At 56.1% G+C, this 25,017-nt stretch carries 21 protein-coding genes and 1 riboswitch; of the genes, 8 read left to right on the forward strand and 13 right to left on the reverse strand.

What is annotated here, in order from left to right:
- Positions 1-26 precede the first annotated feature (26 nt).
- Positions 27-872 carry an aldo/keto reductase gene (locus ACFSW5_RS25400; protein WP_379279859.1) on the forward strand — a complete coding sequence of 282 codons (846 nt, stop codon included), beginning with the start codon at positions 27-29 and terminating at the stop codon, positions 870-872.
- A gap of 127 nt (positions 873-999) precedes the next feature.
- Here the strand turns inward: ACFSW5_RS25400 and rlmN are convergent, their stop codons facing one another.
- Positions 1,000-2,082, reverse strand: a complete 1,083-nt coding sequence (rlmN, locus tag ACFSW5_RS25405) for a 23S rRNA (adenine(2503)-C(2))-methyltransferase RlmN (protein WP_379279862.1) — start codon at positions 2,080-2,082, stop codon at positions 1,000-1,002.
- Between the two features lie 186 nt (positions 2,083-2,268).
- Here rlmN and ACFSW5_RS25410 point away from each other — a divergent pair, with 186 nt between their 5' ends.
- On the forward strand, positions 2,269-3,213 hold the full coding sequence (locus ACFSW5_RS25410; RefSeq protein WP_379279865.1) for a phosphodiester glycosidase family protein: 945 nt from the start codon (positions 2,269-2,271) through the stop codon (positions 3,211-3,213).
- Positions 3,214-3,219: 6 nt separating this feature from the next.
- On the forward strand, positions 3,220-4,233 hold the full coding sequence (locus ACFSW5_RS25415; protein ID WP_379279868.1) for a GtrA family protein: 1,014 nt from the start codon (positions 3,220-3,222) through the stop codon (positions 4,231-4,233).
- A gap of 10 nt (positions 4,234-4,243) precedes the next feature.
- Here ACFSW5_RS25415 and ACFSW5_RS25420 read toward each other — a convergent pair whose 3' ends face one another.
- The 5 genes from ACFSW5_RS25420 to ACFSW5_RS25440 all read right to left on the reverse strand — a co-directional run bounded on the left by ACFSW5_RS25420 (position 4,244) and on the right by ACFSW5_RS25440 (position 10,449).
- The gene (locus ACFSW5_RS25420) at positions 4,244-6,070 is read right to left on the reverse strand and encodes an APC family permease (RefSeq protein ID WP_379279872.1); all 1,827 of its coding nucleotides are present in this window, start codon (positions 6,068-6,070) and stop codon (positions 4,244-4,246) included.
- Positions 6,071-6,139: 69 nt separating this feature from the next.
- Positions 6,140-7,465 carry a sensor histidine kinase gene (locus tag ACFSW5_RS25425; protein ID WP_379279875.1) on the reverse strand — a complete coding sequence of 442 codons (1,326 nt, stop codon included), beginning with the start codon at positions 7,463-7,465 and terminating at the stop codon, positions 6,140-6,142.
- Complete coding sequence (locus tag ACFSW5_RS25430) at positions 7,462-8,166, reverse strand: response regulator (protein WP_379279877.1); 705 nt, start codon at positions 8,164-8,166, stop codon at positions 7,462-7,464. The genes ACFSW5_RS25425 and ACFSW5_RS25430 overlap by 4 nt, the downstream gene beginning before the upstream one ends.
- Positions 8,167-8,544: 378 nt before the next feature.
- A complete protein-coding gene (locus ACFSW5_RS25435; RefSeq protein WP_379279880.1) occupies positions 8,545-9,840 on the reverse strand; it encodes a nucleobase:cation symporter-2 family protein in 1,296 nt (431 codons plus the stop codon).
- A 3-nt stretch (positions 9,841-9,843) separates the two neighbouring features.
- A complete protein-coding gene (locus ACFSW5_RS25440) occupies positions 9,844-10,449 on the reverse strand; it encodes a xanthine phosphoribosyltransferase (RefSeq protein WP_379279883.1) in 606 nt (201 codons plus the stop codon).
- A 164-nt stretch (positions 10,450-10,613) separates the two neighbouring features.
- Positions 10,614-10,717: riboswitch (purine riboswitch) on the reverse strand.
- Between the two features lie 219 nt (positions 10,718-10,936).
- Here ACFSW5_RS25440 and ACFSW5_RS25445 point away from each other — a divergent pair.
- The 4 genes from ACFSW5_RS25445 to ACFSW5_RS25460 all read left to right on the forward strand — a co-directional run bounded on the left by ACFSW5_RS25445 (position 10,937) and on the right by ACFSW5_RS25460 (position 13,446).
- Positions 10,937-11,977, forward strand: coding sequence for an LLM class flavin-dependent oxidoreductase (locus tag ACFSW5_RS25445; protein ID WP_379279886.1), 1,041 nt, complete (start codon positions 10,937-10,939; stop codon positions 11,975-11,977).
- A 24-nt stretch (positions 11,978-12,001) separates the two neighbouring features.
- Positions 12,002-12,625, forward strand: coding sequence for a hypothetical protein (locus ACFSW5_RS25450; RefSeq protein WP_379279888.1), 624 nt, complete (start codon positions 12,002-12,004; stop codon positions 12,623-12,625).
- Between the two features lie 126 nt (positions 12,626-12,751).
- The gene (locus ACFSW5_RS25455; RefSeq protein ID WP_379279890.1) at positions 12,752-13,168 is read left to right on the forward strand and encodes a MerR family transcriptional regulator; all 417 of its coding nucleotides are present in this window, start codon (positions 12,752-12,754) and stop codon (positions 13,166-13,168) included.
- 26 nt (positions 13,169-13,194) lie between these two features.
- The gene (locus tag ACFSW5_RS25460) at positions 13,195-13,446 is read left to right on the forward strand and encodes an SDR family NAD(P)-dependent oxidoreductase (protein ID WP_379279893.1); all 252 of its coding nucleotides are present in this window, start codon (positions 13,195-13,197) and stop codon (positions 13,444-13,446) included.
- A gap of 164 nt (positions 13,447-13,610) precedes the next feature.
- Here the strand turns inward: ACFSW5_RS25460 and ACFSW5_RS25465 are convergent, their stop codons facing one another.
- The 3 genes from ACFSW5_RS25465 to ACFSW5_RS25475 form a co-directional block, all read right to left on the reverse strand.
- Positions 13,611-15,281 carry a thiamine pyrophosphate-binding protein gene (locus tag ACFSW5_RS25465; RefSeq protein WP_379279895.1) on the reverse strand — a complete coding sequence of 557 codons (1,671 nt, stop codon included), beginning with the start codon at positions 15,279-15,281 and terminating at the stop codon, positions 13,611-13,613.
- Positions 15,278-18,070, reverse strand: coding sequence for a sensor domain-containing phosphodiesterase (locus ACFSW5_RS25470; protein WP_379279898.1), 2,793 nt, complete (start codon positions 18,068-18,070; stop codon positions 15,278-15,280). The genes ACFSW5_RS25465 and ACFSW5_RS25470 overlap by 4 nt, the downstream gene beginning before the upstream one ends.
- Before the next feature lie 336 nt (positions 18,071-18,406).
- Positions 18,407-19,627, reverse strand: coding sequence for an MFS transporter (locus ACFSW5_RS25475; protein ID WP_379279900.1), 1,221 nt, complete (start codon positions 19,625-19,627; stop codon positions 18,407-18,409).
- Between the two features lie 112 nt (positions 19,628-19,739).
- Between ACFSW5_RS25475 and ACFSW5_RS25480 the strand changes: the two genes are divergently transcribed.
- Complete coding sequence (locus ACFSW5_RS25480) at positions 19,740-20,666, forward strand: LysR family transcriptional regulator (RefSeq protein ID WP_379279902.1); 927 nt, start codon at positions 19,740-19,742, stop codon at positions 20,664-20,666.
- Positions 20,667-20,723: 57 nt separating this feature from the next.
- On the opposite strand, the gene ACFSW5_RS25485 is transcribed toward ACFSW5_RS25480, so the two are convergent.
- The 4 genes from ACFSW5_RS25485 to ACFSW5_RS25500 all read right to left on the reverse strand — a co-directional run bounded on the left by ACFSW5_RS25485 (position 20,724) and on the right by ACFSW5_RS25500 (position 24,942).
- Positions 20,724-21,221, reverse strand: coding sequence for an HPP family protein (locus tag ACFSW5_RS25485; protein ID WP_379279904.1), 498 nt, complete (start codon positions 21,219-21,221; stop codon positions 20,724-20,726).
- Positions 21,222-21,388: 167 nt separating this feature from the next.
- Positions 21,389-22,054, reverse strand: coding sequence for a YdeI/OmpD-associated family protein (locus ACFSW5_RS25490; protein WP_379279907.1), 666 nt, complete (start codon positions 22,052-22,054; stop codon positions 21,389-21,391).
- 198 nt (positions 22,055-22,252) lie between these two features.
- Positions 22,253-24,190 (reverse strand): FtsX-like permease family protein, encoded by a 1,938-nt coding sequence (locus tag ACFSW5_RS25495; RefSeq protein ID WP_379279938.1) that lies wholly within the window; start codon positions 24,188-24,190, stop codon positions 22,253-22,255.
- Positions 24,187-24,942 (reverse strand): ABC transporter ATP-binding protein, encoded by a 756-nt coding sequence (locus tag ACFSW5_RS25500; RefSeq protein ID WP_379279941.1) that lies wholly within the window; start codon positions 24,940-24,942, stop codon positions 24,187-24,189. Before ACFSW5_RS25500 ends, ACFSW5_RS25495 begins: the two co-directional genes overlap by 4 nt.
- Positions 24,943-25,017: the final 75 nt, after the last annotated feature.

Consider the following 25,017-nt stretch of genomic DNA (forward strand, 5'->3'; position numbering starts at 1 on the left):
TAAATCAATAACAGGAGGATACGATCATGACACAACTGCAACTGCACGATACGGCAAAGCTGCGCAACGGGGTTGCGATGCCTTGGCTTGGCCTCGGCGTATTCCAGGTGGAGGAAGGCCAGGAGCTGGTCGAAGCGATCAAGGCCGCCGTCAAGCTCGGGTACCGAAGCATCGATACCGCGGCGATTTATAAGAACGAAAAAAGCGTCGGAGCAGGCATCCGCGAGGCGCTTGCCGAAACCGGCCTCAAGCGGGAAGACCTGTTCGTGACGAGCAAAGTATGGAACGCCGATCTCGGCTACGAATCGGCGCTTGCCGCATACGAAGCAAGCCTTGAGCGGCTCGGACTCGATTATCTCGACCTGTATCTGATTCATTGGCCCGTAAAGGGCAAATATAAGGATGCTTGGCGAGCGCTGGAGAAGCTGTACGCCGACGGGCGCGTCAAAGCCATTGGGGTTAGCAACTTCCAAATCCACCATCTTGAAGATGTGATGAAGGACGCGCAAGTCGTTCCGATGATCAACCAGGTGGAATTCCATCCCCGCCTGACGCAGACGGAGCTGCGCGAGTTCTGCAAGCGTCACGGCATTCAGCTCGAAGCGTGGTCCCCGCTTATGCAAGGCCAGCTGCTGGACAACCCGGAGCTGAAAGCGATCGCGGACAAATACGGCAAGTCTATTGCGCAGGTCATTATCCGCTGGGATCTGCAGCACGGCGTCGTCACGATTCCGAAGTCGATCCGTCCGCAGCGCATCGAGGAGAATGCTTCCGTATTCGACTTCGAGCTGTCGGACGAGGACATGGAACGGATCGACAGCTTGAACCGGGATCAACGCATCGGCCCGGACCCGGACAACTTCGACTTCTAATGTTCCAATGGACAATCCGAACGCATGAAAAAACGCAAAAAGCCGCCTCAGCGCCTAAAAATGGCGTTAGAGGCGGCTTTTTGCGCCTATTTCGCGTTTGGTTTTAACAGATTGACGACCTGCCGCATCAAACGGCGGCGCTGCCCGCTTCCCCGGAGCGCTTCATCTGCTTGCTCCGCAATTGGCCGCAGGCGGCGTCGATGTCCGCGCCATGCTCCAGCCGGACGCTGACGCTGACGTTCTGCTTCTTCAGCGTATCGTAGAAACCCGTAATGGCTTCCTGCGTGCTGCGCTGGTATTGGCTGTGCTCGTCGACCGGGTTGTACGGAATGAGATTCACGTTCACGAGCGGCCTGCGGTCGCCGATCAGCTCCGCCAGCTCCAGCGCGTGCTCCGGCCGGTCATTCACGCCGCGGAGCAATATATACTCGAGCGTAATGCGGCGTCTCGTCTTCTCCAAATAATAATCGACCGCCTCCATCAGCTTCTCGATCGGAATCGCCTTATTGATCTTCATGATTTGGGTCCGAAGGTCGTTGTTCGGCGCGTGCAGCGAAATGGCCAGATTCACTTGCAGGTCCGTATCCGCGAACTCGACGATTTTTTTCGCCAGTCCGCTCGTCGATACGGTAATCCGGCGGGAACCGATCGCAAGCCCTTTATGGTCAATGACGATCCGCAAGAAATTCGTCAAATGGACGAAGTTGTCGAACGGCTCGCCGATGCCCATCACGACGATATGGCTGACTTTCTCCTCATTCCCTCTTCCGTCCAGGAAATGCTGAACCTTCATAACCTGCTCCACGATTTCTCCGCTCGTCAGGTCGCGGCTTTTGGCCAGCAGCCCGCTGGCGCAGAAGCTGCAGCCGATGTTGCAGCCGACCTGCGTCGTGACGCATACGGACAAGCCGTATTTGTGGCGCATCAGCACGGTCTCGATCAGGTTCCCGTCCTGCAGGCGGAACAGAAATTTGTTCGTGCCGTCGGACGATTCCTGCCGCGTATGCACCTCCATCGTCTCGATGGCGAAATGCTCGGACAACAGCGCCACGCATTCCTTGTTCACGTCCTCCATGTCCGCGAACGAGCGGACCCGCTTCCGGTACAGCCATTCCCATACCTGCGAGGCGCGGAATTTCTTATGTCCCCGCTCAAGCAGCCATTCCGCCAGCTGGTCGAACGTCAAACCGTATATTGAATGTTTTGTCATGAATTACCCTCTTTTCGAATCTTCCCTGGCAAGCCTGATTTCAGGCTGCGCAGCCGCAGCCGGAAGTCTGTTTCTTATTTTCCCAAAAAGTTATGGCGAAAACAAGACCGGCTTTAGTTAAGATTCATTTCAGCTTGCCGGCTTATGCTTCTTGCATACATTTTCGACGCAAGGAGTTGGAGAACGATGAATACATCCGCAACCCGAAAAAGAAAAAAATGGCCGCTCATCGCCGCCCTTGTTCTGCTGCTGGTTGGAGCGATTCTATATAAGCTTGCCGACCGCTACTTAATCGAACATGTCGAGGCCGTCGTCGCCAACGAGGCGGAAACTGCCGGCCAAGGCGACTCCGCGGAAACGGAGCCGCAGAATGCGGCTTACGACGATTGGAATTACGAAAGCGACGACGTCTCCATCCATATTACGAAAAATCAAACCGGTTCGGGTGACGACACGGTCACCTATTTCGTCGCGGACGTCATGCTGCAGGACGCTTCGGCATTAAAAACGGCGCTCGCCAAAAACGCGTTCGGCCGGAACATTATCGAGAACACGTCGACCATCGCCGAAAACAACAACGCCATCTTCGCCATTAACGGCGACTACTACGGCTTCCGCGACGACGGCGTCATTATTCGGAACGGCACGCTGTACCGGGACGAGCCCGCGCGCGACGCGCTCGGCCTGTTCGCCGACGGCACCTTGCAAACGTTCGACGAAGAGGAGATCTCCTCCTCCGAATTGCTGGAGCAAGGCGTAGAAGACACGCTGTCGTTTGGCCCCATTCTCGTGCAGGACGGACAAGTCGCCGGCGATCTGGACCATGTCAGCATCGACACCAACTTCGGCAACCGGTCGATCGAAGGCGCCAATCCGCGCACCGGCATCGGCATGATCGCTCCGAACCACTACGTATTCGTCGTAGTGGACGGACGCGACGAAGGCTACAGCCGCGGCATGACCTTGACCGAATTCGCGAATCTGTTCAAGGAGCTGGGCGCAACGGAAGCTTACAACCTGGACGGAGGAGGCTCCTCCACCATGTATTTCATGGGCCGCGTCGTCAACCAGCCGCAAGGCGGCAAAAACGAGGAACGCGGCGTCAGCGACATCATTTATATCGGAGAGTGAGCGAACATGATCTGCTTAATCCCTTCTTACGAGCCGGACGAACGTCTCATTCGGCTCGTGCATGATTTGAAAGACAACACGAACTTATCCATCGTCCTCGTCGACGACGGCAGCGGCGGCGACTACGCCCATCTATTCGAGGAGGCCCGGGCGGCGGGATGCGTCGTCCTCGCCCACGAAGCGAACCGCGGCAAAGGACAAGCGCTAAAAACCGGCTTCCGGTACGTCCAAACGCTTGGCGTCCGCGAGGGCGTCGTATGCGCGGACAGCGACGGACAGCATCTGCCGGGAGACATCAAGCGAATTGCCGAGCAAGTCCGGGAGAATCCGGGGCATATCGTCCTCGGAGGCCGCCGGTTTACCGGCAAAGTGCCGGCGCGCAGCCGATTCGGCAACGCCGTCACGCGGGGCGTGTTCGCCTTCACGACCGGCATCAGGCTTCACGATACGCAAACGGGACTGCGGGGCTTCTCCTTCTCGATGCTGGAGTTTCTGTGCCGCATCCCCGGCGACCGGTTCGAATACGAGATGAACATGCTGCTTGCGGCGCACGAGGAAGGCGTCCCGATGGTGGAGATCCCGATCGACACGGTTTACTTGAACGACAATCAATCGTCCCATTTCCGGCCGCTGGCCGATTCGGCCAAAATTTACGCCCCGATTCTGAAATTCAGCGGCTCTTCTCTGTTGTCGGCGGCTATCGATTTCGCGCTGCTGTTCATCCTTCAATGGTTGACCGGCCGTCTGCTGCTCGCGGTGGCGGGCGCCCGGATATGCAGCTCGGCGTTCAATTACTCCATGAATCGGAAATTCGTGTTCCAAAGGAAGGATCGAAGCGCCGCCGTCCTGCGCTCGGCGCCCAAGTATTTCGCGCTCGTCCTGCTGATCCTGCTGCTCAACTACGAATTGTTGTCCGTTCTTCACGAGCGGATCGGACTGCCGCTTCTGCTTGCCAAGCTGTTGACCGAAGGCGTACTCTTCGTGTTCAGCTATTGGTCGCAGCGCAAGTTCGTCTATTAGGCCGCGCGCGTTATTTCTTCAAGTGGAACGGCACCGTCGTAACGATAATGTCCTTGCGGTACAGCAGCCTTGCGCGGATGAGCAGGCTGGACTGGTTATGAAGGGCGTTGTGCCACCGCTTCTTCGGAATGAATTGCGGGATGACGACCGTAACCCGGTAATTCAATTCGTTCGCTTTATGCTCGATCGTATCGATGAATTTCGTAAGCGGCTGGACGATGCTCCGGTATTGGGAATGAAGCGTCACCAAGCGGACGTCCGGCTGCCATTTGTTCCATTTCTCCTCGAATTGCTTCTCCTGCTCCCGCTCAAAGGCGACATAAACCGCGATGAGCTGTTCGGGCTGCAGCGACTTGGCGTAATTCAAGGAATTTTCGACGACACGGGTAATGCCCGCAACCGGCACGATGACGATATTTCCATGAGCCCGCGGCGCCCGTTCGCAGTTCGTAATCCGCAGCTGCTCGCCGACGGCGTCGTAATGCTTTTTGATCCGGTGAAACATGATGACGATAAGCGGCAGAAAGACGAGAACGGACCATACTTGGGCGAATTTCGTGACGAAAAACACGATCAGGACGCCGAAAGTAATAACCGCGCCGATCAAATTGACGATAAACCTGGCGGTCCAGCCGCCCGGCTTTTCCCGAAGCCACTTTACCATCATGCCGGTCTGCGCCAGCGTGAACGGAATAAAGACGCCGACGGCGTAAAGCGGTATTAGCTGCTCGGTCCGGCCTTCAAACACGATAATGAGGATGATGGACAGGATGGCCAAGGAAATGATGCCGTTGGAATACCCTAGCCGGTCGCCCCGGACGGTAAACATGCGGGATATATATTTGTCTTTGGCCAAATTGACCGCAAGCAGCGGGAAGGCCGAATAGCCGGTATTGGCGGCCAGCACCAAAATCATCGCCGTCGTCGCTTGCACGAAATAATACAGGATACCGCGGCCGAAGGCGGTTGACGCGATTTGCGATACGACCGTCTCCTTCTCGCTTGGAACGATCCCGTAATAATAACCGAGGTATACGATGCCCGCGAACAACAGCGCCAATAAAACGCCCATGGCGGCAAGCGTACGGGACGCATTGCGCGGAGCCGGCTCCCGGAAGTTCGGAATGGCGTTCGAGATCGCCTCCACCCCGGTCAGCGCCGAGCTGCCGGAGGCGAAAGCCCTCAGCAGCAGAAACAGCGTAATGCCCGCAACCGGCGTTCCGACGGGCGCATGCAGATGGTCCGGCACCGCCCCGGACGCGATCTGGTATAACCCGGTACCGATCAGAATAAACAAAGCGAGCACGAACAAATAAACCGGATAGGCCAGTATGGAGGCCGACTCCGTAATGCCTCTAAGATTAAGCACCGTAATAAAAACGACCAGCAGGCAGGAAATCAGGACATGATACGGATGCAAGACGGGAAAGGCGGACGTAATGGCGTCCGTGCCGGCCGAGATGCTGACCGCCACCGTCAATATATAATCGACAAGCAGCGAGCCGCCGGCAATAAGTCCGGCATTTTCCCCCAGATTGCTTTTGGATACGACATACGCCCCGCCCCCGTGCGGGTAAGCGTAAATCACTTGCCTGTAAGACAAAATAAGAGCCAGAAGCAGAATCAATACGCCGACGCCGATCGGTATCGAATACCAGAAGGCGGCCGCCCCCACCGTCATAAGCACGAGCAGAATTTGCTCCGGCCCGTAAGCGACGGAGGACAAGGCGTCCGAGGATAAAATCGCCAGCGCTTTCGTCTTGTTCAGCTTCTGCTCGCAGAGCTCGTTCGATTTCAGCGGACGGCCGATCAGCAACCGTTTTAAACCGGACAACATGACGTTAGGCTCACCCCGTTTCACTTGGATGCCTTTATAGTGTCCCGTTTCCGTCCCGACGAACCAGCCTTACACCGCGTGAAGCTTCACCTTAAATGTCGTGCCTTGGCCGGCGCGGCTTTGCACCGTTATGCCGCCTCCTTGCGCTTTCGCGTATTCGGCCGCGATCGCAAGGCCCAACCCGGAACCGCCGCTGTCGCGGCTTCTGGCGCGGTCGGTCCGGTAAAACCGTTCGAACAGATGCGGCAAATGCTCCTCTTCGATGCCTATGCCGTTATCCGCGATTTCGGCGACGGCGAACCCTTCTTCGAATCCGGCCGACAGCCGTATTTCCCCGCCTTCAGGCGTATATCGAATGCCGTTGATGACGAGGTTCAGCAGAATTTGCGCCGTCCGATGCCGGTCTGCCCAAGCGCGGACCGGAAGTCCGGATTCGGCCTGCTTCACTTGAATCCCTTTCGCCTCCGCCTCGACGCCGACACGTTCCGCCACGCGGGCCAGCAGCTCGGCTAAATCGACTTCCTCCATATGCAGCACAAGCCGGCCTCCCTCCGCTTGCGACAGCTCCTTCAGATCCGACACGAGCCGGTCGAGCCGAATCAATTCGTCCTGCAGCGGAAGCAGCTCTTCCGGCTGTACGGGCAAGCTTCGATGCTGCAAATATTCGAGCTTCCCGGACACGATGGCAAGCGGCGTCCGCAGCTCGTGCGCGATATCCGCCGTCATGTTCCTTTTGGTCTGTTCCGACCGCTCGAGCTCGGCGGACATGGCGTTAACGGCGGCGGCGATTATGCCGAACTCGTCGTTCGACGAGGCGTCGGCCTTCACGCCGAAGTTCCGCTTGCCAAGCTCGTCGAGGACCGGAATCATGCGGCGGAGCGGAGCGGTCAGCTGCTTGGACAGCCCGTAGGAGAACATAATGCCGGCGGCCGCAAACAGAAGCATCAGCACGCCGAGCACCAGCACAAGCGAATCGCGGAACGCATATCGGAATACGGCGGCGAACCGGATTGTCGGATCGGTATATTCGACTGTCCACGTTGTGCCGTCGGGGGTCGTGAACGTTTCGGTTATCCCGACTCGGGCAAACTCCGCATCGTCCTCGTTTCCGAATACAGCCGCCGTTTTCCCGTTCCGGTCCTTCACGATCAAGGTCCCGTTGCCGTCGCCGGTCAGCTCGCGAATGAGCTCCGAGGGCAATCCGCTCCAGCCCGAGGACGGGACGTAACGGGCTTCAAGCCCGCCGACTATCGCGTCCATCGTTTCGTCCTGCCGGTTTTCCGCGAGATGATTGACGAGGCGGTTCGCCATCGTATAGACCCCCGCAAACATAAACACGCCCATCAGGATAATCAGCACCGAATATCCGGCAAAAATTTTGCGGGCGACGCTCATGGCTGGCCGCCTGCCTTGTCCGCGAACCGGTAGCCGAAACCGTAGACGGTATGGATATAGACCGGCCGGGCGGGATCGTCCTCCACCTTTTTGCGCAAGCGGCTTATATGGGCGTCGACCGTCCGTTCGTCGTTCAGCAGATCGTCGGGCAAGGCCAATCTCAACAGCTGCAGACGGCTGTACACGACGCCCGGCCTCTCGGCCAGCGTCGTCAGCAGCTTATATTCCGTAGGCGTTAACGATAGCTCCCGCCCGTTTTTCCATACGCGGTATTCCGCCGGCGATATCGTAAGCTCTCCCCGTTCCAGCCGCTCTTCGGAAGGGACGCTCCCTTGAGGATGGAGCCGGCGCAATACCGCCCGGATGCGCGCCGCCAGCTCCCGCAGCGAGAACGGTTTGGTCATATAATCGTCGGCTCCGACCTCCAGACCGACAAGCTTATCCGCTTCTTCCGTTCTGGCCGTCACCATAATGATGCCGGCGCGGCTCGTTTTCCGCAGCTCGGCGCATACTTCGATTCCGCTTTTTCCCGGCATCATCCAGTCCAGCACCACCAGATCCGGCTCCCGTTCCCGCACGAGACGCAGCGTTTCCTGCCCGTCCGATGCCGTCCATACGATATACCCTTCATCCTCCAGAAACGGCTTGACGAAATCGAGCATCTTCCGCTCGTCGTCGGCGATCAAGATCGTATGAGCCATTTCGGCCTCCCCCTTTCATTTGAACCCATTATGCCACAGGGCATGCGCCTTTATCGCGGGCCGGGCCGAAATTTCACAGAACCCGCAGGCCGCCGTCATAAGTTCGCAACATTCAAGCTGAAGCGGCGCAGCCGTTTATCCTCAAAAAAATCCCCTTAAGGGAGGAGGCGTTCCATCTTTATCGTCGCCGATCCCGACCGACAGCTCGATACCAAGCGGTTCGGCACGTACCGGATCCACGGCATCATCGGCCTAATCCTGATATAGATCGAGAACCTCGCATTATCTTGAAACGTCAAGGCTCGCAAAACGCCAAAACGCTCCTGCGCCGTCAAGGCACAGGAGCGTTTTGTTATGGGAAAAACGATATTATAAATTCTATTGCGGCGAAGAAGACGCCGTTTGACCGTGCTTGTCCTTCTTGCTCCGCAGGAGCAAATTAAGCACGATAGCCGTCAGCGAGCCGGTTACGATGCCGCTTTGCGTCAGCATCTTCGCGAAATCCGGCAGCTGATCGAACACGGCCGGCACGGCTGCCGAGCCGAGGCCGACGGCGATGCTGGTCGCCACGATCAAGAGATTGCGCTCTTCGCGCAAATTCACTTCCGACAAGATCGACATCCCTGAAGCCGCGACCGAGCCGAACATGACGATCATGGCGCCGCCGAGCACCGCGTTCGGGATTACCGTCGTTACCGCGGCAAGCTTCGGCAAGAGGCCGAGAACGACCATAATGCCGCCGGCCGCCACAATGACGTTGCGCGTCTTGACGCCGCTCAGCGTAATGAGCCCGACGTTCTGCGAGAACGCCGTATAAGGGAACGCGTTGAAGATGCCGCCCAGCATAATCGCCGCGCCTTCCGATCGAAGGCCGTTTACGATTTGCTGCTTCTCCACCGTCTGGTTCGTCGCTTTGCCGACCGCGAGATAGACGCCCGTCGACTCCACCATGCTGACGATGTTGACGATAATCATCGTAACGACGGCGGTCAGGCTGAACTCCGGCCAGCCGAAATAGAACGGCTGCGCAATGCTGAACCAAGACGCTTCGCCGACCGACGCGAAGCTGACGATGCCAAGCGCGTATCCGGCGAGCGTTCCCGCCGCCAATCCGATCAAGACGGAGATCGAGCGCAAGAAGCCTTTGGCGAACCGGTTAACGAGCAATATGACGATAAGCGTGCCAAGCGCGAGCAGCAAATTTTGCGGGTCGCCGTAGTCTTCGCTGCCGTCGCCGCCCGCCACGTTGTTCATGGCGACCGGAATGAGCGACAAGCCGATAATGGTAACGACCGAGCCGGTGACGACCGTCGGGAAAAATCGGAGCAGCTTTCCGTACAACGGTGCGGCCAGCACGACGAATAAACCGGATAAAATGATGGCTCCGTAAGCGGTAGCCAGATTCGAGCCGGACGCGATGGCGATGATCGGGCCGACCGCCGTAAACGTGCACCCGAGAATAACCGGCAGGCGGCTGCCGAAATAGCGGGTTCCCATCACCTGAAGCAGAGTGGCGATGCCGCAGGTGAACAGGTCGGCGGCAATCAGATACGCCATCTGCGCCGCATTCAGATTTAACGCGCCGCCTACGATCAGCGGCACGACAACGGCGCCCGCGTACATCGCCAGGACATGCTGGAAGCCCAGCGCTACAACCTTTTTCTTGCTTAGCATGAATTATACTTTCTCCTTTACATGGATTGGAGCGTCATTGTCGACAAAATGGATTTCCCCCGGGGCCATCGACGAAATTCTCGCCAGCGAATGGACATGCACGCCCATATCCTCCAGCAGTCTGCGGCCTTCCTGGAAGCCCTTCTCGATCACGCAGCCGACGCCGGCCAGCTCCGCGCCCGCTTCCCTGACGATTTGCACGAGGCCGACAAGCGCCGCGCCCGTCGCAAGGAAATCGTCCACGATCAGCACCCTGTCGTTCGGTCCCAAATAATTCCGCGACAAGCTGACCTGATACGTCTCCTGGCGGGTGAAGGAGTGAACGGAGGCCGAATAGACTTGCTCGGCAAGCGTGACCGCCTTCTTCTTCTTGGCGTAAACGAAAGGCACCTTCAGCGCGATGCCCGCGGCCATCGCAAACTGAATGCCGCTCGCTTCGATGGTCAGCACCTTCGTAATGCCTCTGTCCGCGAACAGCCGGCCGAATTCCCGGCCGATCGACAGCGCCAGCTCCGTATCGACCTGATGGTTCAGGAACGAATCGACCTTAAGCACCGTGTCGGACAGGATCACTCCTTCCTGTCTAATGCGGTCTTCCAACTCTTTCATCTGTCATCACGGCTCCTTTTTTCATGAAAAAAAAGACAAACCTCCTAAGCGACTCGCTTAAGTCAGGCCTGTCTCTACAGATTTTATATCCAATGCAGTGCGCCGGTTGCATGCGGCTTGTCCGCCCGGCCCGATTCGGCAATCGGGTTCGCGCTTCTTCGCCGAGCATTCACGGTCTCACTCATAGTCGGACAATTGCAATGGTTATCCGGTAGAAACTTATGGGCCATATTCCCAAAATTATATGAGCAGTTAGCGAAAAATATAGAACTAATACTACACCACCCTCTCGCGGCGGAGCAAGTGGGAATTTCGACATGTTTCGTTGTTTCCGGCGCTACTTGACTTACGATACTTGAGAAACATTAAAAATTTAAGTAAACTGAAGGAAGCAAACCGAAACAAGCCTCGACGATACGGTTCATCCCGGGGCAAGGCCGACGAAGCCGTTTCTGCTTGCGGACGATAAAAAACAGGAGGTCACCCTATGACCATCGAAATAGGTATTAGCACGTTTTTGGAAGCATTGCCGAATCCGGCGTCCGGCAAAGCCGTCAGCCATGACGAGCGTTTGCGGCAAGCGATCGAGGAGATTGTTCTCGCCGATCAGGTCGGCCTTGACGTCTACGGCATCGGCGAGCATCACCGGGCCGATTACGCGGCCTCCGCGCCCGCCGTCGTGTTGGCGGCCGCTGCCGGCCTCACCAAGCGGATCCGCCTGACAAGCGCCGTTACCGTCTTGTCTTCGGACGATCCGGTTCGCGTCTATCAGTCTTTCTCCACCTTGGACGCCGTATCGAACGGCCGGGCCGAAATTATGGCGGGCCGCGGCTCGTTCATCGAATCGTTTCCGCTCTTCGGTTACAAGCTGGACGATTACGAGGAATTGTACGAGGAGAAGCTGGAGCTGCTGCTGAAGATCAGGGAATCCGAGAAGGTGACGTGGCGCGGAGGACATCGGCCGGCCATCCACAATCTCGGCGTCTATCCGCGTTCCGTCCAGAACCCGCTCCCCGTCTGGATCGCCAGCGGCGGCACACCGGAATCGGCGATCCGTGCGGGCATGCTGGGGCTGCCGATCGTGTTCGCGATCATCGGCGGCATGCCGGAGCGGTTCGCGCCGCTAGTCGATCTGTATAAGCGGGCGGCCGCCAAAGCCGGCCATAACCCGGATACGCTGCCAATCGCGACGCACTCGCACGGCTTTATCGCCGAGACGGAGGAGCAGGCATGCAGCCTTTTTTTTCCCGCCGTGCAGGAGCAGATGAACGTGATCGGCCGTGAGCGGGGCTGGGCGCCGTACACGCGCGATTCGTTCGACTCGGCCCGAAGCTTGAGGGGGGCGCTGTACGTCGGCGACCCCGAATACGTCGCGGAGAAAATCGTCCTGCTGCGCCGCAATCTTGGCGTTACGCGATTTTTCCTTCATGTGGACGTCAGCGCGGTACCGCATCGCGAAGTGCTGCGCGCCATCGAGCTGCTCGGCACCAAGGTTGCCCCGATCGTGCGCAAGGCGCTTCAATCTTAATCTTTTGTAGAAGGGGTTGTTTCCATGATGACCGGTCCGGATAACCGAATCCGCACCAAATCCGAACGAATGGACCAGTACCTTGAAGCCCGGAAGTCCGAAGCTGCCGGCATCGGCGTACCGGATATCGTGGCGGCCGTGAACGAAATTTATAACATCGATTTGGAGTCGGCCCCCCTGCTTGGCGCGGCTTCCGCCGAAGCGGACAAGACGGATGCCCGTACGGCCATCGGCGCTTGGCTGGAGCAATGCGGCCGCCAGGCAGCCGGCGCGGAAATCCGGACGATGATCAACGAATCGTTCGGCATTAATCTGGATGCCATCTCGGCGCTTGACGGAGCCGGCATCTCCTTGTTTTCCAAGGGCCAATGGATTGTTCGCGACGATTCGGATTTGTTTATCGTTTATACCGGCGAAGGCGACCTCGACGTCCGCATATCGCCCGCCCCTTCCTTCGTCCGGCAAACCGGGGCGAAGGAGCTGCCCGACCACTTGGTTCGCGAGCTCGTCCGTTTGGGATTCGACTTCGAACCGGAAACGGGAAGCTGCTATTACCTCAGCCCAACCGGCGAAGCCGTACCGGACGCTTTTAAAGGCCAAACGATGAAAGCCGTCTTGGACGCCATCCGTCAAACCCGCTCCCATTGATATTTATAAAGGTGGATAGAGATTCAGAGAGATCTGAATTCTATCCACTTTTTATTATCTACCGGAAATAGATATCTTTCCCCTTCTCATTAGAAATTCTTGACCTTCACATCATGTGATGGTTTAGTGTGGTTATTAATCAAATCATGGGAGAGGATTTCGATACATATTAGCGAGTTATCAAAAAAAACAGGTGTAAGCTTGCGTTCGTTAAGGTACTACGAAGAAAAAAAATTACTAAAACCCACCCGCCTGGAAAATGGCTATCGGGACTATGCGGAGTCGGATATTGAAAAAGTGAAGTTTATTCAACTTTACTTTAACCTTGGGCTTACAACGAAAGAAATAACCGATTTCTTTGACTGCTTATTCCAAAATGAAGATAAACTGCAATGCCTGCCTAATGCTATTGAAGTTGGAGAAAGAAAATTAAACGAAATCAAAATCCAAATCGAATTTTTGCGTAAAGCCGAATCGCAATTAGAAAGGAGTTTATGGAGGTGGAAAAATATAGTCAACCGGACAGACAGCGAATTGCGTTAGTAACCGGAGGGAACAGAGGAATCGGAATGGAAATCGCCCGCCAACTTTCCATGAAAGGTTTAAAAGTCTTGATCGGCTGCCGGGACGAGGAAAGGGGCAGAATCGCAATTGAAAAATTAAGCACGTCGGGAGTGGACGTTGATTTAGAAGCGGTTGATGTGAATTGCCGCAATAGCATCGACCAATTGATGAAGCGTGTAAAAATAAAGTACGGCCGTCTTGATGTACTCGCGAAGCGCTGCCGGTCGCCGAAGGAGCGGATACCGCCGTATGGCTAGCTACACTCGATGATAACGGTCCAAACGGCGGTTTTTTTCGAAATCGTATGACAGCCGAATGGTAACCTCCCCTTTTTTACGGTTGTTCCTCCAATGGAGAGAGGATCGCACAACAAAAAAAGCGGCATTCTAAGACTTCGAGTCTTAGCTTGCCGCTTTTCACATCATTTGCCGAAGGAAGATAAAAATTTCACCCGGTCGCCCATCGGCGGCGTGTTGTTGTCGGTCAAGGCCACTTCCAGAATTGCCGGTCCTCCGGCGCCAAGCAGCTTGCCGATCGCGTCTTCGTTAATGTCGGAAAGCTCGTTCACCCGGCAGCTCGGGATGCCCATCGCCGCAGCCATGCCGGCAATCGATACGGGCTCCTGCTCGAACGAAGGATGGGTTCTTTTGAATTGCAGCGCATGGCCGTGATAAACCATCCCGAGCCGCGCGTTGTTGACGACGACGAACAGGATCGGCAGCCGGTATTCCTTGGCCGTCAGCACTTCCATGCCGTGCATGAAGAAGCAGCCGTCGCCGGTGATGCACACGACGGGACGGTCCGGATCGGCCAGCTTCGCGCCGATGGCGGAGCCGATGCCGCTGCCCATCGCTCCGAAATGAACGTTGATGTCGTACGTGTTATGATCGAGCACTTTCATATAATGAATGACATAAGACATAAACTCGCCGATATCGACCGTATAACGCGTGTTGCCCGGCAGATGGCGCTGCAGGCTGAGCAGCACGTTCTGCGTGTTGTATTCGTCCGCAGGCTTCACGGCCTCGCTTGCTGCGGCCGCCTCCGCTTTCGCCGCCGCCGCGGCCGCCGCTGCGGCCCGGCCTTCCTCGGTCACGCCGAATCCTTTCAGCTCTTCGATCAGCATAAGCAGGCTGAGCCGAATATCCCCCAGCACCGGCACGTCGATCGGATACTTCCGGTTAAAGACCGAATTGTCGAAGTCCAGCTGCACGGTAAAGCGGCCTTTCGTGAGGCTGGCGTTATAGTTGTTCGTCGCCGTTTCGCCCAGACTGGAGCCGACGATCAGCAGCGCTTGTCCTTTCCCTTCGGTAATTAAAGACGATGCGGCCTCGTGGCCGGCGAAGCCGAAGACGCCCGCCAGAAGCGGATGCTCTTCCGGGATGTAGCCTTTGGCTTGCGGGGTCGTCACGATCGGCCAGTTCAAAAGCTCAGCCAGCTCCAGCAAGGAGTCGACCGAATCCCGCACGCCTTGCCCGGCGAGAATATAGCCGTCCTTCCGCTTGGACAGCTCTTTGGCCGCCGTGATGATCGTATCCAGATTCGGCACCATCGGCTTTCTGGCGGGAAGCTCCGGAATGTCCGCTTGGCCGATCTCCGTATGCTGCACGTCGATCGGTATCGAAAGATGGACGGGGCCCGGCACGCCGGAGATTGCGATCTGGCATGCCTTGACGAGCTCATGCATCAGGTCTTCCGCCTTCTCGATCCGAACGCTGTATTTCGTAACCGGGCTAAACAGCGGAACGGCATCCAGCTCCTGCGAAGCGTTCAGCCCCATCGTATTGACCGGCACGGCGCCGGTCAGGAACAACACCGGCAAGTGCTCGCGCATTGCATTGGCCGCACCCGTAATCAGATTCGTGCCTCCCGGTCCGCTGCAGCCGATGGCCACGCTCAGCCGTCCCGAATATTTCGCGTAGGCGGCCGCCATATACGAAGCCGCGCCTTCATGCTTCGCGACGACCGGTTCGATCTCCGGCATTTCGACCAGCGCGTCGAAAAATCCGTTAACCGAGCCCGCCGGAATGCCGAACAGATGCTTAACGCCGTTTTTCTTCAAAAATTCCAATACCATTCGTGCCGCTTTCACTGTATGATTCCTCCCAAATTATAATTTTCGGCCAATTTCTCTGTCAGATCTTGCGCCTTCATCGGGCGGCTGAAGTAATAGCCTTGCATGAGATGGCAGTTTCGCGTTGCCAGGAAATCCGCCTGATGGCTCGTTTCCACGCCCTCCGCGATGACCTTCAGATTCAAATTTTGCGCCAGCATTATGATCGAGTTGGTGATCGCCGCATTGTCGCCGTCCGGACTAATGTCCTGCAGAAACGATTTGTCGATTTTGAGCGTGTCGATCGGCAAATTTTTCAAATACCCCAAAGACGAGTACCCCGTGCCGAAATCGTCTATCGCGATTTTAACGCCGAGCCCTTTCAGCTGCTTCATCGTCATCAGCGTTAATTCCGTGTTTTTGATTATGAGATTTTCCGTCAGCTCCAGATGCAGGCACTCCGGCGACAGGCCGACTTCGTCCAGGACATGCTTGACGGTCGCAAACAGGTTGTTCTGCTCGAACTGGCGAACCGACAAATTGACCGAGATGCTGTAGAGCGGCAAGCCTTGCGACTGCCACGCCTTCAGCTGCTTGCAAGCTTCTTTCAGCACCCATTCGCCGATCGGCACGATCAAAGCCGTTTCCTCGGCGATCGGAATAAATTGGTCCGGCGCGATCATTCCCCTTGTCGGGTGGTTCCACCGAAGCAATGCCTCCACCCCTACGATCCGGCTCGTCCCGTAGTCCACTTGCGGCTGATAATAAATAACGAGCTCCTGTTGATCCAGCGCCTTATACAGCTCGTTCTCCAGCTTCACGCTGTCGAATGTCCGCGTATCCATCCCCTCTCTAAAAAAATGATAGCTGTTGCCGGATATTTCCTTGGATTTATACATAGCCGTATCCGCGTTTTTAATCAGTTCATCAACGCTGCTTCCATTGTCGGGATACAGGCTAATGCCGATGCTCGTTTTAATGTAAATCTCGTGATCCATAAGCCGGAACGGATCGGCGAACGAATCGATAATCCGCTGGACGACCTCCAGCACCTCCTCCTCGCTGGAGATGTTCGGCACGAATATCGTAAATTCGTCCCCGCCCTGGCGGGAAACCGTCACGCCTTTCGTCACGCAATTCGTCAGCCGCTGCGCGACGTCGCGCAGCAATAAGTCGCCGTAGCTGTGCCCCAAGGTGTCGTTGATGAATTTAAACCGGTCCAAATCCAAATAAAGAACCGCCAGCTTCTCGCCGTGCGTTTGCGCGTAAATAATGCCTTGGCTGAGCCGGTCCTTCAGCAGCATGCGGTTCGGCAGATCGGTCAGACTGTCGAAATAAGCGCGGTAGCGGATCTCCTCCTCCAGCTGCTTCCGCTGCGTAATGTCTTTGAACGTGACGACTTCGCCGACGATTTCGTCCCCTTCCTTGATCGAGGAGATGACGTATTCGACAGGAAAGCCCGAGCGGTTCTTGCGGAAAAACTTGTTTTCCTGAAAATAATGGTCATGCACCGTCTGAAGGTCGGCGGCAGGATCGTCGAAAATAACGGAAGAAGGCTTTCCGATCAGCTCTTCTTCGGAGTCGTAGCCCAGCATCGTAATCCCCGCGGAATTGCAGAACGTAATGTTGCGGTCGAGATCAAGCCCGAAAATGCCTTCGCCCGCCGAATTCAGGATGAGCTCCTTCTCCCGGCTGAGCTGCCGCAGCTCGGCGACAACCCGCTCCAGCTCCTTGTTTTTGACCATGATTTCGGACGTTCTCTCCTGGATAATAATGTCCTGCTGCTCCATATAGAGCAGGTTCGACAAGGTGGAGGCGGTCGCATCCACAATCGATTGCGCGAGCTGGATCGTCGCTTCCGAATACTTCAGCTCTCCTTCCTTCAGGCTGACGACCGGGATGACGCCCAACACTTCGCCTCTGGATACGAGCGGAAGCATGAACAAGCCCTTCATGCCGAAATTGCGGCAGAGCTCATGATTCGGACGATCGTCCGCGAACACGTTCGGAATCAGAATCGCCTTCTTCGTCCGGATGACCTCTTGGAACACCAGATCGTTGTTGTCGTCGATCCGAAACTTGTGATGCTCCCTCATCCAGTCTTCTTCCGTCCAGTCGCTGTCCTTATACAGCTTCGCCGGCTGCATGACCGACTCGGTGATCGGGTCCAGCAAATGAACGCCGATGTTGAAGTTGTTCAGCACCTTGCCCAAATAATAAAAGCATATATCCAAGCTTTCCTGCATCGTCGAACACATCGATAAATCCCGCGTGACGTCGAGCAATAGCTGTTTCTCCGCAATCAAATTCGTTTTGTGGGTCAAATTGTTGGCGTTCCGGATGGCGACGGCGGCCATATTCACGTAAGCCTCCACCGTCTGAATTTCCGATTCGGTCAAGTTCATCGGGGTGCCGTAGTTGAATAGAAAAACAAGTCCGTACAATTCTTCCTCAAACGATATGGGGAGCGCAAGGAGCGAGCGGATTCGGAAGCCGTCGACGGCTCGGGGGTCCGGTCTGCCGTCCGCCGACGTGTCGGGGATGTAAATCGTTTTCCGCGTTTCGATGACCTCTTGGGCTAGCAGGTCGTCATCCGTATCGATAACGTGCATGTCCAGCGTCCAGCCGTTAATGACCTCCGGCTTGCCCACATAGCCTTTGAACGTCCCGTCCTCCTGCGGCAAATAAATGCCGACCGAATCGCATTGGACGATTTCCTCGGATATGGCCGAGGTGACATGCTCCAGCACCTCGCGCAGCTCCAGCTTCGTGTTGATCAATTTCGTCAAAGTGGCGAGCCGCGAATATCTCATTTGTTCTTTCAGCATTTCATCACCCGTTCTTCAATCTGGGATAATGCGACGATATCAAGAGTCAGACTGAAATAATATTAACCTACAAGATTCTACAAATAGTTTGAATATCCTTTCACCCTATAATTAGAAAATCAGATTTTGTAACTAATTCAATAGTTCCATAGCTTCTCTCCGGCTTATTTTACTTGGAAACGCACCCATAATATTGCATGGGCAAAGCCCCGGGAACTAGTCCGCTCCTAATGGCCGAAGCCGGTCTTGCTACAAACGGAAAGCCGGCGCCGGTTATTTCCCGACGTCGGCTTTCCGACGGAACAACTATTTTTTTGAAGCGAACCCTAGCTAAATTCAGTCGAATTCTCTTTTCGCTCCTATCGCCAGCATCGCGCCGACGGATACCGCGGCCAGCACGGCAGCGAAAACCGTGGCTCCGGGGGCCAATCCGGCGAAATCCGTCAAATAGCCCGTGCCTACGGACAGCAGCGCCGCCGGAATATAGCCGCCCATGTTCAGAACCGCGTTCGCTTCGGCTCTGCGGTTCTCCGGGACGTGCAGCCCAATCAGCGTCAAGCCCCCGAGCTGCCCCAGGCCTTGGCCCGCGCCGGCCAGCATGGCGGCCAGCACGAGCGGTACGACCGCGGAAGCGTAAACCGCGGCCGCCGTGCACGCCATCGATAAGAGCGTGGCCAAGGCGCCAAGCAGCAGCAGCGTTCGAACCGGAAGCTTCTTCAGAACAAACTGGATACCCGTCGCCGTCAGAAACATGATGCAGGCGGTTCCTCCCGATACAAGCGGGCTGGTGGCGCCAAGCAGCTTGGAAAACAGCGAAGGGCCAAGCGACAGAACGAACGAAGTAGCCGTAATGCCGGGCGCAAAGACGGCGATTCCGAAAGCGAGATGCCGGCGGTTCCGTTCGGGCACGCTGGGCAGCTGCAATCGGCGGCCGCCGTCCCCCGCCGGAGCGTAACGCGGAAGCGGAAGCGACCCGACGGCAATGAACGCGCTCGCCAGTATAACCAGCTGAGCTCCGTAGACTGCAACGATGGGGTCGGCGAGCGTCTCGGTCAGGACGCCCGAAAGCAGCGGTCCCAGACCTGCGCCGAGCACCATGGCGACCGATGCCGCAAGCGAAGCTGTCGTTCGCCGGGCTGCGCCTCCGACATCCATGACCGAAGCCATGCCGGCCGAAACGATGACGCCGACGGCGATGCCCGACAGCAGGCGGGCGAGGAGCAAAGCGGCGACCGTGGAAGCCGATACGAACAGGAAACAAGCGATAACCGCCGCCGCAAGACCGGGGAACAAAACCGGCTTGCGGCCGTACCGGTCCGACAGCCGCCCCGCGAACAGCAGCGTCCCGAGCAAACCGGCGATATAAGCGGCAAAAATCAAAGTCAGCGTGCCGCTCGAAAAGCCCATTTCCGCTTGCCAGCGCACGTAAAGCGGTGTTGCCGAGTTGGAGAGTACGAACACCGACGTGATCGTCCAGGCGGCCGTCCAGATTCGCCGGACGCTTGACGCTTGAACGGAAGCCGGGATACGTTCGGTCGTTTTGGCGAGGGGAGACATAACGTTTACCTCCTTTAAAGAGCTCACGGTTATTCGTGTCGGACCCCATTATAGGTTATAATTTTGGATAACTGAAATACATGATTCGAATATACGCCATAACGATATGGTTATGATTTGGAGAGGAGGTAAGCCGGTGAACTTGAACAACCTCGGCATTTTCGTGCAGGTTGCCGAGAAGATGAATATGACGGAGGCCTCCAAAGCGTTGTTTATTTCGCAGCCGGCAGTCAGCAAGGCGATTCAAAACCTCGAAGCTTCTCTGCAAATTCGTCTGTTCCTGAGGGATAAGCATAACGGGCTGCTCCTGACCGAGGAGGGGCGGGAAATTCTTGTACTGGCGCGTCAAATGAAGGCGATCGAGGCGAGCATTTATCAAATCGCCGGCAAGGCCAACCGGCTGCTTAGCGGGAAGCTGAAGATCGGCTCCTTTCCCGCCGCGTCCGCGATCTTGCTGCCTCAAGCCATCGCAGCCTTTCGGTCGGAATATCCGCTGGTCAAAATCGAGCTGATCGAAGGAACTTCGAGTCAAATCAAGGAATGGGTGGAGAACCGGACAATCGAACTCGGCATCGTGACAACTCCTTTCGAGCCGTATGAATCGGAAACTTTGTCTCGCGATCATATGGTCGCCATCGTTCCGGACGACCATCCGTTGGCGGACGAAGCGGTCATCGACCTGAAGGAGCGCCGGGCTGAAATCATTTTTTGCAAAGGCGGTCACGAGATCGCCGTATCGGCCATACTTCGGGAGCAGGGCATTGAATTGCAGGAGAGCTTGACGGTGCAAACGGCCGAAACGCTGGTCCGCATGGTCCGGAGCCGTTTGGGCATCGGACTCATCTCGAGTTTCACGCTGTCTTCCGTGACGCACGAGTTGGCAGTCAAGGAAATTCGGCCGGCAATCGCCCGTAAGATCGGGGTGATAGCTCATTCGTTCGGCGAATTGGCGCCGGCGGCGAAGCAATTTTTGCGGTTTTTAACACCGGCGGGGAATCAAACGCCGGGGGATCCGGCGGACGAAGCCGCTTCGCCATAAACGCAAAAGACCCCCGCTCCATCGGAACGGGGGCTAGCAATGGCTGGAGCGGCGCGTTTATCGGCTTGCCGCATCCAGCTTCTCGGTTTCGGGGACTCGCTTGCTTCCCAACCAGACTGCGGTTACGTTGCCCCATCCCCGCTCCGCGCGCTCGGCCGCAAACAAGACGAGCATCAGCCCAAGCAGCGCCGCGCATACCGATGCGGGAATGATCCAATGATGGGAAGAATGCGAGAAAAACGGAATCAGGGACACCGCGACGATCGGCGGCGCGTTCCACTTGAATTTCGTAATGAGCCAGATCGTGATCAGTACATTGACGAACAGGGACACCGGGCTCGGATAAACGGAATACAGCAGCGTGCCGATCGCCGACGAAATAACGGCGCCGAGCGTAATTTTGCCAAGCTCCGCGTAACGGAACGACCTCGATACGAACAGGAAGCTGAACGCCCCGATCGTCGGAAAAAATAAAGTGTCCAAAAACGAAACGTGCAAAGACAACCAATAAATCAACATGATATATGTACAAACAAACACGACTTTTATCTTCATGCCAACCGACTTAACCCCCGGGCAAAACGGATTGGTGCAGCCCTTTGCTGCAGCCTGCACCATTCTATAGAGTTTTGCCGCGGATGTCAATCCGTTAAAAGAGAGTTGTTTAGAAGGAATAGACCGCTTCCGGGCGGATTCCCCGAGTCCGGAACGATTGGCTGCCGTTATTTCCGCCGATACAGGTCCATGCTTTTATAGCCGGCTCCCAGCACTTCCTTCATCTCTTCCCGCCGCTTCGCGCGGGTCTCCTCCTGGACCGCGCTGTAGACGTAACGGGCCCAATCTTTGCGGTAGCCCGGGGTGAGCGACTGATAAAAAGCAAGCAAAGCGGGATCGTCCTGCAGATCCTGCTCCACGTTCGGGATCATCGCCGCATAATCGTCCACCCGGGCGCTTGGCCTGGAAGCTTTCTTAACGGCGCTCCGCGCTTCCGCCTTCAAGCCGACGACGGTAAACACGTCGTCCATGCCGACCATGCGGGCGAACTTGATGCCGCTTGTCCCGATATAGCCGTCCTCGTCCGCGCCGAGCCCTTCCAGCAGCTCGTCCCGATGGATATAAGTCGGGTACACTTTGTTTCCTTTTTTCGGATAGGCGGCAAACAAATACCCCCCTTCTTCGAGGGAGCCGCTAACGATCACGTTGTTCACGAGCTTACGCAGCTGCTCCATATCGAACACAAACGCAAAGATCAAATCGTAGGAGCCGTCCTTCAGCTCCGTATCGTATGGCGCCAGGCCCGCCAGCGGATTGCCGCCTTCCGGCCTATTCAGCACGGCGGCTTTTTTATATTTATGAAGATTCAGCTTTTCGACGATCGTTTTGGACATCGGTCTGCCTCCAAATTCGGTACGTTTTTTTGACCTGATGATGCTTGGCCCTATTCGATACTACCTAGCTTACATCTTCATGCCGCCCGAACTCAACCTTTCCAAAGCAAAACCGGCCCCCTCGCGAAAATGGCGGGAAGGCCGGCTTCGTTCTCCTTGCGGCTGCGCCCGGTTCGTAAGCGCTGCAAGGTCCGGACGTTACAACGATTCTTTAATCACCCGTTTGTAATACAGTACCGACAACAGCCCGAAGACGGAGTACAGCGCCGTATACAGCAGCATGACCAGCACCATCGGCGTCCACAGCTCGGTTCCGAATAAAAACCAGCCGGATTGTACGGCAAAGTAACTATGAACAAGCCCGACGGCCAGCGGAATGCCGAAATTGAACAGCTGCTTGAACTGAATGCCGCGGACCAGATTGCCCGGAGTAAAGCCAAGCTTGCGCAAAATGGTATAGCTCGGTTTCTCCTCTTCGCTTTCGCCCATTTGCTTAAAGTACAAAATACAGCCCGAGGTGATCAGGAAGGTCAGTCCCAGGAAGGCGACGATAAACATGACCAGTCCCATGTTCGTTTTTTGTCTCATCATAATGTCGTACTGCGAATAGCCGCCCGTTTTATCGCCGAGGCCCATTCCCCGGAACAGCTCGTTCGCTTCGTTCTGCTTGGAGCTGTCCGTAATGTCGATGCCGACATATACCGAGCTTTCCCGTTGAAGAGCCGGATCGGCGTCCTTTGCCAGCCGCTCGAAGACCGATTGGTCGACGATCGCCGACGGCCAGTTGCCGGAATAATAAAGCGATACGGACGTATGTTTGCTTAAGCCGGCCAGACGGAGCGGAATTGACTCCTTCTTCCCTTTGAACACGACCTCTCCCGTCTCGCGGAGAGACAGCATCTTCATCAGCGCGTCGTTGGAGCCGTCAAGCAATACCTCGTCCGGAGCGACGTCGACGCCTTCCAGCGACGCATCGCTGACGACGGGAAACGTAACCGCTCCGCTGCCCCCTCCGGCCAGCGACATGTCGATAATGTCCGATGCGTCCGCATTCATTTGAATAACGTCCCGGCGCGTCAACTCATAGCCGATCCCCGCTTTGTTCAGCGCTTCGGTAAAGGCGGCGATATCGCCTTCCTCCATGACGGAGAAATCGTTCGGGACGCTTTGCTGCGCCGTATGCTCCGCCGAATAATAGGAAATATAGCTGAGAGACAACAGACCGATCGCCAGCGCGGATACGGTCGTAATAATCGTCAGCAGCACGGCGTTCGATTTCATCCGGAACATGATGGACGAAAGCGACAACACCTCGCTCAGCGACAGGTACCCTCTCTTGCTCCGCCGGACGACGTTGAACAGAAAGCTGACGGAGCCTTTGTAAAACAAATACGTTCCGATAATAACCGAAGCCAAAATCACAATCATCGCCAGAAACAGCTCCTTCATCTCCACGAAGTCGCCGCCGAACAATTTGGTCGATATGAAGTATCCCAGCAGAATGAGGCCGATCCCGAGCAATCCGACGAGCATTTCGAGAACGGACATCTTTTTCACCCGGTTCTCCGCGGTCGAGACGACGCGGAAAAGCGAAAGAATGCTTTGTCTTTTAATAAAGGCATAGTTCATCGCCATAATGAGCAAGTAAACGGCCGAAAACACGATGACGGTCTGAATCAGCGCTTCGCTCGAGAAATTAAGCTCCGCCCGCGCTTCCACCCCGATGACCCGGAACAAAACCATCAGCAGCAGCCGGGAAACGGAGAAGCCGATTAAGATGCCGACGATCATCGAGCCGTAATACAAGAGCAAATTTTCGCTGCTTAAAATCCGGAATATTTTCCCCTTCGTCAAGCCGATCAACTGAAACAGCCCGATCTCCTTGCCCCGCCGTTTAATAAAGATATTGTTGGCGTACAGCAGGAAGATGGCCACGATGGCAACCAACAGCACCGATGCCGCCCGGAGCGCCGCTCCCCCTTTGATCGAGCTGCTGTACTCGTCCATGGCCGGATCGTATTGCAGCGTGACGAAGGAGAAATAAAGCGCGACGCTAAACATAAGAGCGAATACGTACAAGTAATAATTTTTAATGTTTTTCTTCAGATTGCGGAATATGAGGGAGCTCAAACTCATGCCTGAACACCGCCCAATACGCCTTGCGTCTTGATGATGTCGTTAAAGAACGATTGGCGGGTTTCCTCGCCTTTGTTCAGCTGCGTATAGATCTGTCCGTCTTTGATGAAGACGACTCTGCTGCAGTAGCTGGCGGCGACCGGATCGTGCGTGACCATGACGATGGTCGCTTCGATCTTCCGGTTCAATTCGCCCAGCTTGCCCAGCAGATCGGAAGCCGATTTCGAATCCAGCGCTCCCGTCGGCTCGTCCGCGAAAATAATGCTCGGATCGTGGATAAACGCGCGGGCCGCCGATGTCCGCTGCTTCTGCCCGCCGGATATTTCGTTCGGATATTTGTCTTTCAGCTCGTAGATGCCGAGCTCCTTCGCGATGCTTTCGAATTTGCGGTGGGCTTCCTTCTTCGACACGTCCGCAATCGACAGCGGCAGCAGCACGTTCTCCTTGACCGTCAGCGTGTCCAGCAGGTTGTATTCCTGGAAAATAAAGCCGAGATGCCGCTTCCGGAATTCCGCAAGCTCCTTCTCCTTCATCTCCGTAAACGTCTTCCCGCCGATCTTGATGCTGCCGAGGCTCACCTTGTCGATGGAGGAAAGCACGTTCAGAAGCGTCGTCTTGCCCGATCCGGACGCCCCCATGATGCCGACGAACTCGCCTTTGTCCACACGAAGGTCGATGCCCTTCAGCACTTCCTGCTTGTTGAATTTGTTGCCGTAGCTTTTATAAATTTTGTTCGCTTCCAATATCGTCATCTTGATCACTCCTATCGTTCATGCCCTTATCATAACCCCGAGCGGCGCCGACAGTCCTTCGATTCGCCGAACAAA

The sequence above is a fragment of the Paenibacillus thailandensis genome (assembly GCF_042685365.1).
In the GTDB taxonomy this organism is placed as follows: Bacteria; Bacillota; Bacilli; order Paenibacillales; family Paenibacillaceae; genus Paenibacillus_AP; species Paenibacillus_AP thailandensis.